General features: G+C 71.0%; 16 protein-coding genes. 12 read left to right on the forward strand and 4 right to left on the reverse strand.

What is annotated here, in order from left to right:
* From BUE30_RS06975 to BUE30_RS06990, 4 genes are read right to left on the reverse strand one after another with little or no spacing between them, the layout of a single operon-like run.
* Entirely contained in the window at window positions 1-1158 is a 1158-nt protein-coding gene (locus BUE30_RS06975; protein WP_083601202.1) for a M24 family metallopeptidase, read from the reverse strand.
* Window positions 1155-2261 carry an Ldh family oxidoreductase gene (locus tag BUE30_RS06980; protein ID WP_170865621.1) on the reverse strand — a complete coding sequence of 369 codons (1107 nt, stop codon included), beginning with the start codon at window positions 2259-2261 and terminating at the stop codon, window positions 1155-1157. Before BUE30_RS06980 ends, BUE30_RS06975 begins: the two co-directional genes overlap by 4 nt.
* Window positions 2258-3136 (reverse strand): DUF4438 domain-containing protein, encoded by an 879-nt coding sequence (locus tag BUE30_RS06985; protein ID WP_073327410.1) that lies wholly within the window; start codon window positions 3134-3136, stop codon window positions 2258-2260. Before BUE30_RS06985 ends, BUE30_RS06980 begins: the two co-directional genes overlap by 4 nt.
* A complete protein-coding gene (locus BUE30_RS06990; RefSeq protein ID WP_073327413.1) occupies window positions 3133-4002 on the reverse strand; it encodes a DUF4438 domain-containing protein in 870 nt (289 codons plus the stop codon). The genes BUE30_RS06985 and BUE30_RS06990 overlap by 4 nt, the downstream gene beginning before the upstream one ends.
* 185 nt (window positions 4003-4187) lie before the next feature.
* On the opposite strand from BUE30_RS06990, the gene BUE30_RS06995 reads away from it, so the two are divergent.
* From BUE30_RS06995 to BUE30_RS07050, 12 genes are all read left to right on the forward strand, one after another.
* Window positions 4188-5717 carry a carboxypeptidase M32 gene (locus BUE30_RS06995; RefSeq protein ID WP_073327415.1) on the forward strand — a complete coding sequence of 510 codons (1530 nt, stop codon included), beginning with the start codon at window positions 4188-4190 and terminating at the stop codon, window positions 5715-5717.
* 22 nt (window positions 5718-5739) lie between these two features.
* Complete coding sequence (locus BUE30_RS07000; RefSeq protein WP_073327417.1) at window positions 5740-6960, forward strand: pyridoxal phosphate-dependent aminotransferase; 1221 nt, start codon at window positions 5740-5742, stop codon at window positions 6958-6960.
* Window positions 6961-6983: 23 nt separating this feature from the next.
* A complete protein-coding gene (locus tag BUE30_RS07005; protein ID WP_073327419.1) occupies window positions 6984-7469 on the forward strand; it encodes a VOC family protein in 486 nt (161 codons plus the stop codon).
* On the forward strand, window positions 7466-8464 hold the full coding sequence (locus BUE30_RS07010; protein WP_073327422.1) for a succinylglutamate desuccinylase/aspartoacylase family protein: 999 nt from the start codon (window positions 7466-7468) through the stop codon (window positions 8462-8464). The genes BUE30_RS07005 and BUE30_RS07010 overlap by 4 nt, the downstream gene beginning before the upstream one ends.
* A 69-nt stretch (window positions 8465-8533) precedes the next feature.
* Window positions 8534-9484: a polysaccharide deacetylase family protein gene (locus BUE30_RS07015; protein ID WP_073327425.1), complete on the forward strand. Its 951-nt coding sequence runs from the start codon at window positions 8534-8536 to the stop codon at window positions 9482-9484.
* Window positions 9481-10035, forward strand: coding sequence for an ureidoglycolate lyase (locus BUE30_RS07020; protein ID WP_083601204.1), 555 nt, complete (start codon window positions 9481-9483; stop codon window positions 10033-10035). Before BUE30_RS07015 ends, BUE30_RS07020 begins: the two co-directional genes overlap by 4 nt.
* Window positions 10032-10916: a dihydrodipicolinate synthase family protein gene (locus BUE30_RS07025; protein WP_073327431.1), complete on the forward strand. Its 885-nt coding sequence runs from the start codon at window positions 10032-10034 to the stop codon at window positions 10914-10916. Before BUE30_RS07020 ends, BUE30_RS07025 begins: the two co-directional genes overlap by 4 nt.
* Entirely contained in the window at window positions 10916-11809 is an 894-nt protein-coding gene (locus BUE30_RS07030; RefSeq protein WP_073327434.1) for an NAD-dependent epimerase/dehydratase family protein, read from the forward strand. Before BUE30_RS07025 ends, BUE30_RS07030 begins: the two co-directional genes overlap by 1 nt.
* Window positions 11806-12849 (forward strand): Gfo/Idh/MocA family protein, encoded by a 1044-nt coding sequence (locus tag BUE30_RS07035; RefSeq protein WP_244526289.1) that lies wholly within the window; start codon window positions 11806-11808, stop codon window positions 12847-12849. Before BUE30_RS07030 ends, BUE30_RS07035 begins: the two co-directional genes overlap by 4 nt.
* The gene (locus BUE30_RS07040; RefSeq protein ID WP_073327436.1) at window positions 12846-13928 is read left to right on the forward strand and encodes a Gfo/Idh/MocA family protein; all 1083 of its coding nucleotides are present in this window, start codon (window positions 12846-12848) and stop codon (window positions 13926-13928) included. Before BUE30_RS07035 ends, BUE30_RS07040 begins: the two co-directional genes overlap by 4 nt.
* Window positions 13925-14644, forward strand: a complete 720-nt coding sequence (locus BUE30_RS07045; RefSeq protein WP_244526290.1) for an SDR family NAD(P)-dependent oxidoreductase — start codon at window positions 13925-13927, stop codon at window positions 14642-14644. The genes BUE30_RS07040 and BUE30_RS07045 overlap by 4 nt, the downstream gene beginning before the upstream one ends.
* Entirely contained in the window at window positions 14641-16035 is a 1395-nt protein-coding gene (locus BUE30_RS07050) for a M20/M25/M40 family metallo-hydrolase (protein ID WP_073327438.1), read from the forward strand. The genes BUE30_RS07045 and BUE30_RS07050 overlap by 4 nt, the downstream gene beginning before the upstream one ends.
* The last annotated feature ends 55 nt before the right edge of the window (window positions 16036-16090 follow it).

A 16090-nucleotide genomic window follows, 5' to 3' on the forward strand; every position in this document is an offset into this window, starting at 1 on the left:
TCAGATGGCGATGACGCGGGCGTCGATGGGGGTGTCGGACTGGAAGCGGGAGGGGATCTCGGTCGCCCCGTCCGTCGCGATCAGCGTGTTGATCGTGCGGTATCCGTCCCGGCCGGGGCGGTAGACGCCCGGCTCGGACGAGAAGACCATGCCGGACGCGGTGGGGGTGGCATCGCCGGGGGCGAGCCAGGGGGCCTCGTGCCCCTCCAGCCCCATTCCGTGCCCGATCCGGTGGCGGATGGCCTCGCCGAGACCCGCCGCGCGCAGCGCGTCCAGCGCGGCGCGGTTGACGGCGTCGCAGGGCAGGCGACGGTCCAGCGCCTCTCGCGCGGCTTCGTCGCAGGCCTCCATCGCCCGCATGATGCGGACCTGTTCCTCCGATGCCGCGCCCAGGGTCAAGGTCACGCCGCTCTCGGCATGGTAGCCGCCGAGAGAGGCGCCGATCCCGGCGATCAGCGTCTCGCCGGGCTGCGGCACGCGCGGCAGGACCGCGCCGTGGGGCAGGGCGGCGCGGGGCCCGGAATGGACGGAGGCGGTGATGCCCAGGGGCGTGCCGGCGAAGGCGTCCCGGTGCTTCGTCAGGAGAGCGCCCCGCGCATGGGCCATGGCGTCGGCCATCAGGTCCTGCTCGGTCCCGCCCTGCCGGACGATGTCCGCGCCCTCGGCGTGGAGGCGCCGCAGGAAGAGGTCGGCGAAGGACGCCGCCTCGCGGATCAGGGCCAGCTCCTCGGGGCGCTTGACCGCCCGCTCGCGCATCGCGTGGTCGGTGAGGTCGAGCGCGGCAGTCCGCTCCCGCGCCGCGTCCAGAAGCCGCGCCTCCAGCGCGTCGATCCCGATCCGGGCGGGGCCGATCTCGTCCAGCATCCACAGGATCGGCGGCACGTCGCCCGGAAACTCGTCGTAGAGGCGCAGGTCCGCGATGCCGGTGCCTTCCGCGTTCTCGCGCTCCAGCCCCGGCATGAACAGCACCGGCTCGCCCGTCACGGGCAGCCAGACGGCCATCGGGCGCTCGTTGGCCGAGAGGAACAGGCCGCTCGCGTAGGCGATGTTGGGGGCGCGCGTCAGCAGCAGCCCGTCCAGCCCCGCCGCCTCGGCCCGGGCCCGCAGGCGGTCCCGCGCTGCGGCGTGGAAAGACGCGGGCAGGGGGGCGAAGCTCACAGGATGTCGCCGCGATAGGGGCCGAGAGTGGTCAGCTCGGCACCGATCCCGAGCTCGGTCCTGAGCCGCGCGAAATCCTCGAGCACCGAATCCGCGACGGGCACGCCGTTCTCGGACTTGGCCGCCTCGCGCCGGGCCTCCTGCTCGCCCGGCACCATGATCTCGGAGAAGCCGGGCCGCAGGGCCCGGCTCTTGGCCATGTCGACGAACTCGCCCATCCGGGCGGCGTAATCGGCCGGGTCCATGAACCACGCGATGTCGATGGCGGTGAACATGTGGCTCACGTCCATCTTCGCGGGATCGGCATAGGGAACCAGCCCGAAGCCGCCGCCCGAGAGCACGCCGGTCAGCGCCTCGGTCATGAAGGCGAGGCCGTAGCCCTTGTGCCCGCCGATCGCGAGAAGGGGCCCCTTCATCGCCGCCGCCGGATCGTCCGTCTCCTCGCCGTCGGGGGTCAGAGCCCAGTCGCGGGGCATCTTCTTCCCCTCCTTGAGGTACCAGTTCATCATCCCCTTGCCGGCGGTGGTCAGGGCGATGTCGAGCACGGTGGGAAAGCCCTTGTCCGAGGGCGCGGCGATCGACCAGGGATTGGTCCCGGTGACCCCCTCGCGTCCGCCCCAGGGGGCCATCTCGGGCCCGGCATTGGTGAAGGCGATGCCGATGCAGCCCTGCTCCAGCGCCTGGCAGGCATGGACCGCGCTCGACCCGTAATGCGTCGAGTTCCGCACGACGACCGTGCCGATCCCGTTCTTCTTGGCCTTACTCACCGCCAGGCGCATGGCCTTGGCCGCCGCGACGGTGCCGATGCCGTTATGGGCGTCGACCAGCGCGAGGCTGGGCGCCTCCTTAACGACGGTCCAGTCCGCGCGGGGATCGACCTCGCCGTTGCCGATCCGCTCGGCGTAGCGGCGCAGGCGCATGACCCCCTGGCCCTGTCCGGGGTGGAAGCGCAGTTCGGAGAAGATCAGCGCCCCGGCGAAGATCGCGGCGTCCTCGGCCGTCAGGCCCAGCTTCTCGAACCCCTCGGTCACGAAGGCGCGCAGGCTCTCCTTCTCGACATTGGTCATCGCGGTGGCGCGGGCGGGTGTGGTCTCGGTGGTCATGCGCGCAACTCCAGGATGTCGGCGATATTGGTGCCGGGCGCGTCGAAGGCGCCGAGCGCCCCTCCCGGGGCGGTCATCACGATCGTCATGCCGGGGCCGTAGCCTGCGCGCGGCCCGTCGGTCTGGCCGACGATGCCGATGGACATCGCGCCCCGCAGGTAGCCGTGATTGTAGCGGCTGTCGGTGTCCTGAATGGCGATCACGTCGCCGAGGCGCAGCCGGTCCAGCCCGTGGGCCGCCAGCTCCGCCCGGTCGGTCGATTGCATGTGCAGCGAGCCGCCCTCGGATGTCAGGCCCGCGCCCGCGCCGACCATGTGGGGCGGGACGGTTGCGACGACGCCGATCCTCAGCACGCCGTCCTCGACCCGCTTGGGCAGCGCATCGAAGAGGGACGGGGAAAGCGACTTGATCGCGACGGCAGGATGATCGGGCAGGGCGAGGCCGACGCCCTCGGCCATGACCGTCACCGCGTCGTCGACGGCCATCGCCTCGCGTGTGGCCATGTCGAAATGCACGATCACCTGGTCGGAGAAGCGGCCGGACTTGCCGGTGACCGTTCCGGTCGCGCCCTTTGCCGCGCCGCTCGTCACCATCGCGCGGTTGCCCACGCAGGCAAAGACGTTGAGACCCCGGTTCTTGTTCGCGTCCGGATGGGCGATGCTGACCGCAGGGTGGACGCAATCGCCCGACCAGCCGAAGGCGCTGTCGCCGACGCTGACGTTGTAGACGATGCCGCCGAAGGTCGGCCACAGGAAGGCCTTCCCGTCCGCGTCCAGGCGGTACGGCTCGGCCGGCAGGCCCGAGAAGGCGGGATTGGCGACGCGGCCCTGGCACGAGACGGCGACGATGTCGGCGGCGTTGGTGGCGACGCTCATTGGGCGGCTCCGAGGTTCAGAAGGTCCGAGAGGTTGGCGGCGGGGTCGATCGTGAAGTCGATCTCTCCCTGCCGCGCGGTGATGAGGGTCAGGATCCCGGGCCCGTGCCCGGTCATGATCGAATCGCCGTGGATGCAGAGCGCGATGCTGACCGCGCCCTCGCGGTAGGACCGGCCGAAATGGTGGTCGGCATGGCGGATCGCGATCAGGTCGCCGAGGCGCATCCGGTCGATGCCGAGATCGGCCATCAGCGGGCGGTCGCCGCTCATCAGGTCCTGGTCGACATATTCGGCGTTCAGCTCGGCCCCGGAGCCCATGATGCGGATCGGCAGTTCCATCGCGACCCGCACCTGCAGCCGGCCGTCCTCGACGCGCAGCCCCATCGCCTCGAAGAGGCGGGGCGACATCTTCTTCATCTCGATGCCCGGAAGATCGGCGAAGGCGAGGCCGCGCCCCTCGGTCAGCACCTGGATGCGGTCGCCGGGGGCGATGAGGCGGTGCGTCTCGTCGTCGAACTGGCAGAGGATGCGGGCATGTTCGCCGATCACCACCCCCCGCGCCCCCGCCGCCATGCCGGAGGTCACGACGCAGTCGTTGCCGATGCAGGTCAGGTAATGCAGCGCGTGGTGGCGCCCGCCATCCGCGTCGTCGTCGATGGAAACGCCCGGCTCGACATGGTCGCCCGCCCAGCCGAAGGCGCGGTCGCCGCAGCGCACGTTGTAGGTGACGCCGAACATGCCCGGCAGCACCGCCGCCCGCCCGTTCGGATGGGGGATGTACTGGCCGGGTCGGACCGACGGCGTGGTCACCGAGCCCGCCACGGCCATCCGCACGAGGCTGCTCCTGTTCGTTGCTGGTTCTGCCATGATCGGGCGGTCCCTCCGGCGCCGGTTTCGCCCGGCTTTGCGGTTGACAAGCTTCCGGGACATTGCAACCAGTAGATTGTCGACATTCTGCGAGGAATGGGAACCACGCCCGGTCCGGCCTGTCAAGCGCCGCCGCCGGACGCCCCCCGCAGGACCGGCACGGGAACGAAGACAGGAGCCGCCCCATGAGCCTCGACCGGATGCTGACCCTCGCGGGCCAGGTGAACGACCTGCTGAACGCCAGCTCGGTGCTGTCCTGGGACGCGCGTACGATGATGCCCCATGGCGGCAGCGCGACGCGGGCCAAGCAGATGGCGACCCTGACCGTCGCGGCCCGCGACCTGCTCTGCTCGGACGAGATGAAGCGCGCGCTGGACGGCGCCGCGGGCGAGGTGCAGGGCCGCGCGGACGACGACCCCGAGGCGCGGATGGTGTCGCAGGTGCGCGAGGCCATCGACTACCACGAGCGCATCCCGTCCGAGCTGCTGCGCCGCAAGACCGAGCTCAGCGGCATCGGCCACGACAGCTGGGCCGAGGCGCGGGAGAAGGCCGATTTCTCGATCTTCGCCCCCGCGCTCAAGGACATCGTCGCCGTCAGCCGCGAGATGGCCGAGGCGATCGGTTACGAGGATCACCCCTACGACGCGCTGATGTACCGGTTCGAGCCGGGCACCACGACGAAGGAGCTGATCCCGCTCTTCGCGCGCCTGCGCGAGGGGATGCAGCCGCTGGTCGACAGGATCGCGCAGGCCGAGCAGCCACGCGCGGACTTCATAACGCGCGAATACCCGGCCGACACCCAGATGGCCTTTGCCCTGAAGATGGCCGAGCGGGTGGGCTACGACCTGCATCGGGGCCGGCTCGACACCACGGTGCACCCGTTCGAGATCAGCTTCACCCGCAACGACGTGCGCATCACGACGCGGGTCAATCCGCGCTACATGCCGATGTCGCTGTTCGGCGCGCTGCACGAGGCGGGGCACGCGATGTACGAGCAGGGGGCCGACCCGGCCTATGTCCGCACCCCGCTCGCAACCGATCTCGTCGGGCTCTACGCCGTGTCGGGCGTCAGTTTCGGCGCGCATGAGAGCCAGTCGCGCCTGTGGGAGAACCACGTCGGCCGGTCGCGCGCCTTCTGGCGCAACCATTTCGGCGACCTGCAGGCCGCCTATCCCGGCACGCTCGACGACGTGGACGCCGAGGAATTCTACCGCGCGATCAACCGTTCGCGCCCCTCGCTGATCCGCGTCGAATCGGACGAGCTGACCTACGACTTCCACATCATGCTGCGGGTCGAGATCGAGCGTCGGATGATCGACGGATCGCTGGACGTGGACGACCTGCCGGAGGCCTGGAACGCCGAGATGAAGCGCAGCCTCGGCATCGACGTACCGGACGACGCGCAGGGCGTGCTGCAGGACGTGCACTGGTCCTCCGGCCAGATCGGCACCTTCTGCAACTACACGATCGGCAACGTCATGGCCGCGCAGCTGTTCGAGACCGCGACCTCCGAGCAGCCCGGCATCCGCGACGCGCTGGAGGCGGCCGATTACGGGCCGCTCAAGGACTGGCTGGACGAGCATGTCTGCCGCCACGGCCGCCGCTTCACCCGCGACGAACTGCTGGAGCGGGCGACGGGCCGCGCGCTCGATCCCGAGCCGTATCTGCGGCACCTGAACGCCAAGTATTCCGAGATCTACGGGCTCGCGGCCTGACCCCGCGGGAGGAGGACAAGACATGAGCAACACCAACCGCCTCGCCTCGCGCGTGAAGCTGTCGGAAGAGCATCTGATCACGCGGATGCTGAACATCGCCGACGGCCTCGACGACGTCATCAAGCTCGGCCGCGGCGATCCCGACCTCGACACGCCCGAACATATCGTCAGGGCCGGGCAGGAGGCGCTGGGCAGCGGCGCGACCCACTACACGCACCCCGCCGGTATCCTGCCGCTGCGCGAGGCGATCGCGGCGCAGATCAAGGCGCATGGCGGGGCGGACTATGCCCCCGACGAGATCCTCGTCACGCCGGGCGGCCAGCACGGCATGTTCGTCATCGCGCTGACGCTGCTGAACCCCGGCGACGAGATCATCGTGCCGTGCCCTGGCTACAATCCCTACCAGCAGGCCGCCGAACTCGCCGACGCCACAGTCGTCAAGGTGCCGATGGGGATGGAGACGAACTTCACCCTGACGGCCGAGATGATCCGTCCGCACATCACCGGGAAGTCGAAGATCCTCGTCCTCATCAACCCGAACAACCCCACCGGCACCGTCACGCCGCCCGACGAGGTGGCGAAGATCGCCGAGCTGGCGGCGGAGCACGACCTGATCGTCATCTCGGACGAGATTTATTCGCGCCTCACCTTCGGCAACAACCGCGTGCAATCGGTCGCCGCCCTGCCGGGGATGCGCGAGCGCACCATCACGCTCAGCGGCTTCTCCAAGGCCTACGCGATGACCGGCTGGCGGGTCGGCTACCTGGCGGGTCCGAAGGATCTCATCACCCCCATGACCGAGATCAACCACGCCTTCGCGATCTCCGTCGCGGGCGTCAGCCAGCACGCGGCGCTGGCCGCCGCGACCGGCCCGCAGGACTGCGTCGACGAGATGCGGGCCGAGTACGACGCCCGGCGGCGCGCCATGCTCAAGGGTCTAGACGCGATGGGCATGGCGTATGCCGAGCCGCAGGGCGGGTTCTACGTCTATGGCGACGTCGCCTCGCTGAGCCTCGGGATCGGGGCCGGCGCCTTCTGCGAACGGCTTTTGGCCGACGGCCGGGTGATGATGTATCCCGGCACGATCTACGGCGACCACACGGATGATTTCGTCCGCATGTCGATGACCCAGCCGGTTCCCCGCATCGAGGAGGCGATGGCGCGGATGCGATCCGTCGTCGAGGCCATCCGCGCCGAATCCGGGGCCGAATCCGGGGCCGAAGCGACCGCCCCCGCCCACTGACATCCGACCAGAGGACCAAACCGATGAGAAGCGACAATCCCAACGTGCAGGGTATCAAGCACATGGCCTTCGCCGTCCGCGACGCCGAGGCCGCGCTGGAGGCCTATTCCAAGTACCTGCATGTCCCCGCCGATACCGAGATCACCCATTTCCCCAAATCGGGGAACAAGGTCGCGCTCTTCTACCTCGGCGGGATCGAGTACCAGCTTTGCCAGTCCACGGCCGAGGGCGGGCGCTTCGACGCCTGGATCAAGGAGCGGGGCGCCGAGGGGCTGCACCACATCTGCTATGCGGTCGACGACATCGACGCGGCGCTGGCCCACGCCCAGGCGCAGGGCGCGTCGCTGCGGGAGTGCAAGGCCTGCAAGAAGACCGGCAGCCACGCCCATCCCGAGGGCTGGGTCGCCTTCCTCGACAACGACGCGGGCGGGATCGAGATCGAGTTCATGCAGGTCTACACCCCCGAGCAGCTCAAGGCCTGGGAAGAGGGCGGGGCGGAAGCGGTATGAGCACGGGACAGAACGAGAGCCTGACCGTCGGCACCGCGACGGCCGTCCCCGGCGAGGTCGCGCGTGGCCATATAGAGGTCGGCACGCTGGCGGGCGGGATCGAGGTGAAGATCCCCGTCATCGTCATCAACGGGGCCGGGCCTGGACGGACCTTCTGGGTCAACGGCGCGATCCACGGCGACGAGCCCGAGGGGCCGCGCGCCTGCCATCTCGCGCAGGAGCGGATCGACGCGGCCGAGCTGCAGGGCGCGGTTGTGCTGGTGCCCGTGGTGAACCCCATGGCCTTCTCGGCGATGGAGCGGGGCAATCCGCTCGACACCTTCACCTACGACATGAACCGCTGCTACCCCGGCAAGCCGGACGGCTACTACACCGACCGCGTGGCGCACGCCCACTGGACCGCGATGAAGGACGTCGCGGATCTGGAGATCTCGATCCATTCGGGCGGCGCGCATTCCTTCCTCGACAAGGCGATCTTCTGCGACGAGCGCCCCGAGAGCGTCGAGCTCGCCAAGGCGATGGGAGAGGGGTGGGGCTGCATCATGTCCAACTTCTCGACCACCGGCAGCCCGATGGCGATGCTGAACCAGACCGGCGGCACCGCGATCACGGTCGAGCTGGGCGGCCGCTCGGCCACCTCGCCCGAGAGGTTCCGCTGGGTGGCGGACGAGCTGGCCAAGTCCATCGTCAACATCTGCCGTCACTACGGGATGCTGGAGGGCGAGGCGGTCTATCCCGATCCCTGCTGGAAGGGATCGCAGCAGGCGCTGCTCGCCCCCGCCTCGGGCATCTTCCTGCCGGCCGAGGGGATCGACTTCCTCACCATGATGAAGAAGGGCGATCCCATCGCCCGGATCGTCGACGTCTGGGGCGACGAGGTCGGCACGCTGGAGGCGCCGGCCGACGGCATGTTCTTCGGCCTGCGCGCGCTCGCCAACGTGCAGGAGGGCGACTGGTGCTGCTTCTTCAACAAGGTGGAGGGCCGCCGTGACTGACCGCGTGACTGAACGGGTGACGCGGCGCAGGACCAGGCGCCTGACCGGGCGGGCCCCCGCGGGAGCGGCATGATGGAGCGCGACCTGCGCGGATACGGCAGCGCGCCCCCCGCCCACCGCTGGCCGGGCGGGGCCGGGCTGGCCGTGAACTTCGTCCTCAATGTCGAGGAGGGGTCGGAATACGCCGTCGAGCACGGCGACGGCCGATCCGAGGCCGCGCTGCTCGAGGTGCGCGCCCCGCGCGTCCCCCCGGGAGAGCGCGACCTCGCCGCCGAGAGCATGTACGAATACGGCCAGCGCGTCGGCTTCTGGCGGATCCACGACCTCTTCCGCGAGCGGGGATTGCCGCTGACGATCTTTGCCTCGGCGCAATCGCTGGAGCGATCGCCCGAGATCGCGGCCGCCATCCGCGCCGCCGGCTGGGACATCTGCGCCCATGGCTGGCGCTGGGTGGAGCATTACCGTCTGGACCGCGAGACCGAGGCCGAGCACATCGCCCGCGCCTGGGACAGCATCAAGGCGACCACCGGCCGGGCCCCGGCGGGCTGGTACTGCCGCTACGCGCCCTCGATCCACACGCGCGAGCTGGTCGTCGCGCATGGCGGTTACCGCTACGACAGCGACGCCTACAACGACGAGGTGCCCTACTGGACGAACGTCTCGGGCAAGTCCCACCTCGTCCTGCCCTATTCGCTGGTGACGAACGACGCCAAATTCTTGTCGGGCGACGTCTACCGTCCGGCCGATTTCGCCGACCTGCTGATCGACAGCTTCGACGTGCTGCGCGCCGAGTCGGCGGGCCGGGCGCGGATGATGAACGTCGGGCTGCACAGCCGCATCGTCGGCCATCCCGGGCGGCTGGCGGGTCTGACGCGCTTTCTCGACCATATCGCGGACGCGGACGGCGTGTGGGTCGCCGGACGCGAGGAGATCGCGGCCGCCTGGGCGGACATGGCGGCCGGCGATGCCCGGGGGGATGCGGGCCGGGACGCGGGCGGGTCGCGGATGGCCGCCCGATGAGCCGGACACCCCCGGCAGGCAGCTTTGCCGCGCGGGCGGAGGGCGCCGCAAAGGCGAACGGTGCCGCGCCGCGTGCAGTGCGGCTGCTGCCCCCCGACCCGGCGGCCTTCGCCCCCTACGGCGAGTTCGTCGAGCCGCCCTCGGGAGAGGATCGCCGCCGCTTCTACTCGGCCCATTTCGATCCGCCGCCCGGCCAGTCCGCGCCGGTGCTGCACACCAACCGCGTGCCCGCCGCGTCGCTGCCGCTCGTCTGCGACCTCGTCGAGCGGCACCCCCATGCCGCGCAGGTCTTCCTGCCGCTCGACGTGGCCCGCTACGCGGTGCTCGTCATGCCCGCGGACGAGGACGGCGCGCCGGTACCCTCGCGCGCCTGCGGTTTCCTGGTGCCCGGCACCCGCGGCGTCGTCTACCGCCCGGGCACCTGGCACATGGGCGCGACCGCGTTGGACCGCGACGGCCATTTCGCGGTGCTGATGTGGCGCGGCGGCCCGCGCGCCGACGACGAGTTCCGGCCCGTTCCCCCGATCACCCTGACCGAAGGCCCCCCATGACGCCCGAGCTCTACGTTCCCGCCATCACGCCCTTCGCCGCCGATCTCTCGGTCGATACCGGCCGGCTCGTCGATCATGCGCAGGCGCTGCTCGCGGCCGGGGCCCACGGTCTCGCCCCGTTCGGCACGACGAGCGAGGCAAACTCGCTGAGCGTGGAGGAGCGGATTGAGGGGCTCGAGGCGCTGCTCGGCGCGGGGATCGACCCCGCCCGCATCATTCCCGGCACCGGCTGCGCCGCGCTGCCCGACACGATCCGTCTGACGCGCCACGCGTGGGAGGCAGGCTGCAAGGGTGCGCTGATGCTGCCGCCCTTCTACTACAAGGGCGTGCCCGAGGCCGGCCTGGCCGACGCCTTCTCCCGCGCGATCGAGGGCGCGGGGGAGGGGGCCGTCTATCTCTACCACATCCCCCAGATGTCGGGCGTGCCGATCACGGCCGGCCTGATCGAGACGCTGATCGGCCGCTTCGGCGGGGCGATCGCGGGCCTCAAGGACAGTTCGGGCGACTGGGCCGGGACGGAGGCGCTGATCCGTGCCTTCCCGGGGCTCGCCATCTACTCGGCCTCGGAATCGCTGATCCCGCGCAACGTCGCGGCGGGCGGGGCGGGCTGCATCAGCGCCTCGGCCAACGTCAATCCCGAAGGGATCCGGCGCCTGATCGACGCGCTTGGCACGGCGGACGAGGGGGCGGCGCTGGAGCAGGTCTCGGCCGTGAGGCGCATCTTCGAGGGGCTGCCGCTGATCCCGTCGATCAAGGCCGCCGTCGCCGCCCAGAGGGGCGATGCGGCCTATGCACGGGTGCGTCCGCCCTTCCGTCCCGCCGATCCGGCAGGCGAGGGGGTCCGGCGCGCGGTGGCCGCCGCGGCGGGCGTGCCGGCCTGATGCCCCATGTCGCGATCACCGGTGGCGGCGGTTTCGTCTGCAGCGCGCTCGCCCGCGCCTTCGCCGCGCGCGGCTGGCAGGTGAGCGCGCTGGACCGGGCCTTCGACGCGCCGGTGGAGGGGGTCCGGCAGGTGACCTGCGACCTGCTCGACGCTGCGGGCGCGCTCGCGTCGTTGCGCCCCGACGCGGTCGTGCACGGGGCCGCGCTGACCGTCGCGCCCGAGAAGGCCGGTCTGACCCGGGCGGCGCATCTGGTCGTCAACACCGACCTCGCGACGCGCGCGCTGAGCGAGGCGCGGTCGGGCGGCGCCGGTGCCTTCCTCTTCCTCAGTTCGACGGGCGTGTTCGACCGCCTCGACGGGCTCGGTGCGGGGCGCCTCACCGAGGATGTGGTCCCGACGGGGCGGGGGCCCTACGCCGCCGCGAAGAGGGCCGGGGAGGAGATCGTCGCGGCCGCGGCCGAGCCGGGCTTCGCCACGCTGTCGGTCCGTCTGGGCAACGTCTTCGGCCCCGGCGAGGGCACGCGCCCCTCGCGTCCGCATCGCAGCCTGCCGCATCGCATGGCGGCGGAAGCGGCGGCGGGGCGCCCGCTGACCGGCGTCGAGGGCGCCCTCCGCGACTGGGCCTGGCTGCCGGACCTTGCGGCGGGGATCGTGCGCACGGTCGAGGCGCTGCCCGGCATCGGGCCCGGCACGATCCATGCGGGCGAGCCGCCGGCGATGCGGGACGAGGATCTGGCCGCGCTGGTCGCGCCCGGCGCGCCCGTCGATCTGGCCCCCGGCCCGCTGCGCCCGCCGATGGGATCGGCGCGCCCCTCCCCGATGGCGCAGATCGCCTGGACCCCGGTCGCCGAGGGGCTGGCCCGGCTCGGCCTCGCCGCGGTGACGGCGTGACGGGCCGGCTGCGGATCGCGGTGATCGGCCTCGGCGCGCGGTCGCGCACCTGGCTTAAGGTGCTGTCCGCCCATCCCGGCGTCATCGTGACCGGCCTCGCCGACCCGTCGGCCGAGGCCCGGCACGCGGCCGGGGTCCTCTTCCCCGACGCGGCAACCGCGCCGGACGCGGCGGCCCTTGCCCGGACCGCGCAGGCCGATGCCGCGATCCTCGTGACGCCGCCCGGCGGGCGCGCGGCCCAGATCGACGCCTGCCTCGCCGCCGGCTGGGACATCTTGGCGGAGAAGCCGCTCGCCGACAGCGTGGCCGAGGCCGCGCGCTTCGTCGCCCGGGCCGAGGCGGCGGGACGGCAGCTCCTGGTCGGGCTCAACTTCCGCTACCTGCCGGTGACGCGGGCCTACCGCGCCGCGCTGGACGAGGGCCGCGTCGGCGCGCCGGAATTCGGCCGTTTCCTCTACGAGCGCTGGCGCGACGGGCGGCTGCCGCATCTCAACCGCTATCCGCTGCAGATGGATCACCCGATGCTCTGGGAGCAGTCGGTCCACCATTTCGACCTGATGCGCCATGTCTACCGGCGCGAGCCGCTGCGTATCGACGCGCGCACCTGGAACCCGTCCTGGTCGATGTATCGCGGCCACGCCAACGTCTCTGCCCTGATCGAGTTCGAGGGCGGGATGCACGTGACCTACCAGGGCACCTGGGCGGGCGGGGTGGACAGGCTCGACTTCGACTGGCGGACCGATTGCACGAACGGCGTGCTGATCCAGCGCGAGATGATGGGGGGCCTCGTCGCCGCGACCCGGCAGGGGGAATTCGCCCCGGTCGAGACAGCGGCGCACGAGCCCTGGATCACCGACGCCGCCGCCCTTCTCGACATGGCCGTCCGCGCCTTCACCGGGACCGGGCCGGCGGAATGCACCGGGCGCGACCATCTCAGCTCGCTCCTCATGCTCGAGGCCTGCATCCGGTCCTCGGACCGGGGCGGCCCGGTCGAGCTGGCCGAGCTTCACGACGAGACGACATCGGAGGAACACGCATGATCCGCACCGCCATCATCGGGGCGAGCTTCGCCCGCGACGCCTACCTGCCCGCGCTGGCCCATGTGGAGGGGGCAGAGGCCGTGGCCCTCGCCTCGCACAGGTTGGAGAGCGCGAAGGCAGCGGCCGAGCCGCACGGCATCCCCCTCGTCACCGACGACTGGCGCGCGATGCTGGCCGAGGCGTCGCCCGACCTCGTCCTGATCGCGACGCCGACCGATACCCATGCCGAGATGGTGCAGGCCGCGCTGGAGGCGGGCGCCCATGTCCTGTGCGAGAAGCCGACCGCGATGAACGCGGGCGAGGCGCGGGCGATGCTGGATGCGGCGAGGGCGGCCGGAAAGCTGCACATGATCGACCACGAGCTGCGGTTCAATCCGAACCGCGCCCGCGTGCAGGAGATGATCGCCAATGGCGATCTGGGCGAGATCCGGCACGTGAACGTGACCAATATCGGCGCCTCCTGGAACGACCCCGCAGGCCGGCCGAAAGGCGACTGGTGGTCCGACGCGGCGCGCGGCGGCGGCCGGCTGGGGGCCAACGGCTCGCACCAGGTCGACATGCTGCGCTGGTGGCTGGGCGAGCCCGCCTCCGTCGTCGGTCAGGCGCTGACGATGGTGCCGGACCGGGTGGACCCGAAGACGGGCGAGAGCTGGACCGCCACGGCGGACGACCTGTCCCACCTGACGCTGCAGATGCCCTCGGGCGCGGTGGCGCAGGTCTTCATGTGCGGGGTCGCGGCGGCGAACATGGGCAACGAGACGCAGGTCTTCGGCAGCAAGGGCACGATCACCCTGTCCAATTCGGACGAGAAGCTCTGGTTCGCGCGCGGCAGGGACGGGTTCGAGGAGATCACCGTCGAGGATCCCACCAGGGATCTGCCGGGCCTCAACAAGGGGATCTGGAACGTCTCGGTCGTGAACGTCCTGCGCGAGCTCTGCGCCGCCATCGCCGAGGGGCGCGAGCTGCGGCGCGGCGCCACCTTCGTCGACGGGCTGCGCAACCAGATGGTGCTCGACGCGGTGCACCGCTCGACGGCGGAGCGGCGCTGGATCGACCTCGACCTCGGTTCCGCGTCGTGAGCCTCGAGGGACACCGCGTCGCCGTCACCGGGGCGGCGCAGGGGCTGGGCGCGGCGGTGGCGCGGGCCTTCGCCGATGCCGGTGCCCAGGTGCTCGCGCTCGACCGCGATGCGGACGGCCTCGCCCGGCTGGCGGAGGAGACGGGCGCCGCCGCGCTGCCCTGCGACCTCGCCGCCCGCGAGGGGCAGGACACGGCGGCCGGGCGGCTCGCCGCCTTCGCGCCGGCGACCCTGGTCCACAATGCCGCGATCCTGAAGCCGGCCCCCTTCGCCGAGACCGGCCCCGACCTCTGGGACGCCACGATGGGGGTGGGCATCGGCGCGGGCTACCGTCTCGCCCGCGCCTGCTGGCCCGCCATGGACGCGGCGGGAGGCGGGGCGCTGATCTTCGTATCCTCGCGGTCGGGGATCGAGGGCTTTGCCGAAGAAAGCGCCTATTGCGCGGCCAAGCACGCGCTGGAGGGGCTGTCCAAGTGCCTCGCCCTGGAAGGGGCGGACAGGGGCATCCTGTCCTGCACGATCACCCCCGGCATGTACATGAGGACGCCCATGTCCGAGGCGAACTACCCGCCCGAGCTGAAGGCGAAATGGGTGGAGCCGTCGCGCCTCGCCCCCGCCTTCCTTCATATCGCCACCACCCGCGACCCGGCCCTGTCAGGCCAGCGCCTCGACGCGTGGTCCCTTTCGCAATCGCTTTCGCAGGAGATCGCCCGATGACCGAGCAGTCCGACCTTCACGCCCCCAGCCCCGAGATGCAGGCCATCTACGACTGGATCGACGCGCATGCCGACGAGTTCGTCGCCGACCTGCAGGCGTTCGTGCAGCAGCCCTCCGTCTCGGCGCAGGATATCGGACTGCGGGACTGCGCGACGCTGATCCGCGACATGATGCACCGCGACGGCCTGCCGGCCGAGTTCCACGAACTCGCCGAGGGGCCGCCCGTCGTCTTCGGGCACCTTCCCTCGAACAGCTCGAAGAAGAACCTGCTCTGCTATTCGCATTACGACGTGCAGCCGGTCGAGCCGGTGGAGGCCTGGAGCCATGGCGGCCCCTATTCGGGCGAGATCGTGGACGGGATCCTCTACGGGCGCGGGGCCACGGATAACAAGTCCGGCGTGCTCGCCTTCAACAAGGCGGCCAAGGCCTTTCTCGCCGTGCGGGGCGAGGTGCCGGTGGGGCTGAAGCTGCTGATCGAGGGCGAGGAGGAGATCGGCTCGCCCAATCTCGGCCCCTGGGCCGAGCGGAACAAGGAGCTGCTGGAAGCGGACGGGATGCATTGCCTCGACGGCTCGCTCGAGATCGGGGTCGAGGTGCCGGACGTGTCTCTCGGCCTCAAGTCCGTGCTCTTCTGCGAGCTGGTGGCGAAGGGACCGCGCACCGATGTCCATTCGCTGAACGCCCCGCTCGTGCCCAACCCGGTCTGGGACCTGATCCACTGCATGGCCACGATCATGGACCGCGACCGCAACATCCTGATCCCCGACTGGGCGGAGGGGATCTACGTCCCCGACGAGGATCACGAGGGCTTCCTCGCCGACAAGGCGGCGCGCATCGACTTCGACGCCTGGCGCGAGGAGCTGGGGGTGAAGGAATTCGCCAAGGGCCGCGACGGGATCGACGCGGTGCGCGCGCGCACCTACGAGCCGACGGCGAACATCCAGGGGATCATCGGCGGCTATACCGGCAAGGGCACCAAGACGATCGTCCCGTCCGAGGCGCGGGTGCGGATGGATTTCCGCCTGATCCCCAACATCCAGCCCGACGTTGCGGCGCGCAAGCTGCGCGAGCACGTGAAGGCGCAGGGCTTCGACAACATCGAGGTACGGACCTTCGAGCGGGCGGAGGAGCCCTACAAGATCTCGGCCAAGGAGGACATCAGCCAGGCGATCATCTCCGCCGCGCACGAGGTCTACGGCGAGCCGCCCATCGTCAACGGCGTCTCGGCCGAGGGCGCGATCCTGCGCCATGTCTGGATCCCCTGCGTGCTGACGGGCTTCGCCAATCCGGGATGCAACCTGCACGCCCCGGACGAGAACATCCACGTCGACAAGTACATCAAGGGCATCAAGTACGCCGCCGCGATCATGGAGCATTTCGGGCGGAGCTGACACCCCGGCGCCGGCCCCGATGTGCAAGCGCCGGGGTCTGCGCTAGGCTGTCCCC

This window comes from Wenxinia saemankumensis (assembly GCF_900141735.1).
Lineage (GTDB): Bacteria > Pseudomonadota > Alphaproteobacteria > Rhodobacterales > Rhodobacteraceae > Wenxinia > Wenxinia saemankumensis.